We start from the raw sequence: 1,860 nt of genomic DNA, 5'->3' as shown, positions 1-1,860 counted from the left end.
AGCAAGTTTCGCAGAACACGTTCGACCCGGCGCGGATCCACCTCGGCGACAAGGGGTTCCTCGGGCATGTCGACCACGAGTTCCACGCCGGATTCGCTGTCACGTGGCATGGTGGGTTACCCCGCAAGCGCTTTCGGAATGGTGGCGTGTTCGGGGAGGATCACCCCGCAGCCGAGGGAGGCCGCGAAGGCGGCCGCTTGGTACCGGTAACAGCGACGGATCTTCAGGCGCGCCTGGGTGGACAGGTCGCGGGTGATGGCCTCGATGCGGGGCAGGTCGCCGCGCAGCGGTTCGGTGATGGTGACCAGGGCGCCGAAACGCGTGACACCGTGGCCGCGGGCCTGCTCCTCGCGGGCCTGCTGGGTGGCCCCGACGCGCAGGGTCGCCGACGCGGACACGACGCCGCGCTCGGATTGCTGTGCCACCAAGGCGTTCTTGAAGTCGTCGTCCACGATCTGGGCTGCGTCGCCGGCGGAATGCGGGCGGTAGACGATGGTGATGCGCTTGCGCGGCACCTCCGGGTTCGGCGCGAGCAGCCGCTGCAACACCCGTTCGTCGACCGCGCCCTCGGGGGCGGTGTCCATCTCCCAGGTGACCGAGCGGCCGCCGTCGTGGATGAAGTGGTCCCAGCGCTCCTCGTGCGAGACCGGGCCCGCGTCGGCCCAATCCAGGCCGTGCCCACCGGGTTCGGCCGCCGCCACCTCGAGGTCGGCCTGCGCGGCCGGGTCGTAGCTGCGGCGGATGAAGGAGATGATCTCGTCGGCGGCCATGGGCTGGGCGCGCACGCCCGCCTCCGCCAGCGCCGCGCAGATGCCGGGCAGGCGGCGGCCGATCTCGACGGCCTCCTCGGCCGGGTTCTTGCGCCGCTCGGCGGTGGTGGCCTTGAACGTGATGGCCACCCGCGGTAGCAGTTGCACACGTTCCTGCGGCAGTTCGGTGGCCAGCTCGTACATGACCTGCTGTGCGAGATCGGGCGCTTCGGGCCGGGTGATGGTGGAAACCTCGGCGAGCAAACGGTTTCCGGTCTCGGGCACGGTGTCGATGACCGGCACCACCGCCACGATGTCGGAGGTCTGCCCCAGCGAGGCCAGGAAGGTGCCCCATGCGCCCACCCAGCGGTCGATGACCGGCTGGTCGACGGCCTCGTGGCCCTGCGGCCACGCCCGCAGAACCACGGTGTACTGGGCGAATTGGGGCAGGTGGATCATGCCGAAGCTGTAGCCGCCCGCGTCGATGCCCTCGTAGAGCCGCGACGGGGCCATCAGCCCGGGCAGCCGGGTGACGCCGCCGGGAATCCGGGAGAACCGGCCGCCCCGATACACGTGCTCGCCCTTGGACCGGCCACGCAACCAATGGAACATCATCAATCCGTTCTCGTAGCCGGAGCGGCCGCCCGACCGCCACACCAGTGGAACCATCACGACCGTGCCGATGACCGCCACGAACAGCGCCGGTTTCGGACCCGCCGCCAGCGCCGTGAGCAGCGCGGTGATCACGACGGCGAAACCGACCACGGTCTCACCCCAGCGCAGGCCGAAAAGGCCGGCGCTGCGGGGCTTCTGCCACAGGCCGTACGAGCGGCGCTCGTAGGTGTCGGTCATCGTCATCGCGGAATGGTGCTCCTGCCCAGGTCGGGTGAACGGTTGACCCAGCGGTCGCCGGCGACGTCACCCGCTGTGTTCTCGGCCTTGCCCAGCGAGGCGGTCGCGGCACGTACCTGGGAGACCCGGTTGGCCACGCGGGACGCGCCTGACGGTACTGCGCCACCGCCGCCTTGCGCGGCAGGACTCGCGGCGTTGCCGCCGCCACCGCCACCGGCGGGCCGGGGCTGGGGTGTGGGCCGCGGCGGGCCGCCGCCGC

At 71.2% G+C, this 1,860-nt stretch carries 1 protein-coding gene and 1 pseudogene; both read right to left on the bottom strand.

Features of this window, described 5'->3' with window-relative positions; translation table 11 throughout:
- Positions 1-116: 116 nt before the first annotated feature.
- Positions 117-1,607, bottom strand: coding sequence for an SCO6880 family protein (locus ACWELQ_RS44990; protein ID WP_452403070.1), 1,491 nt, complete (start codon positions 1,605-1,607; stop codon positions 117-119).
- A pseudogene (locus tag ACWELQ_RS44985) lies at positions 1,604-1,860 on the bottom strand (hypothetical protein); the annotation flags it as partial. The gene ACWELQ_RS44990 and the pseudogene ACWELQ_RS44985, both read right to left, overlap by 4 nt.

The organism is Nocardia sp. NPDC004722 (assembly GCF_053601505.1).
Note: the sequence above shows the minus strand (reverse complement) of the source record. Positions and strands in the feature narration are given on the sequence as shown.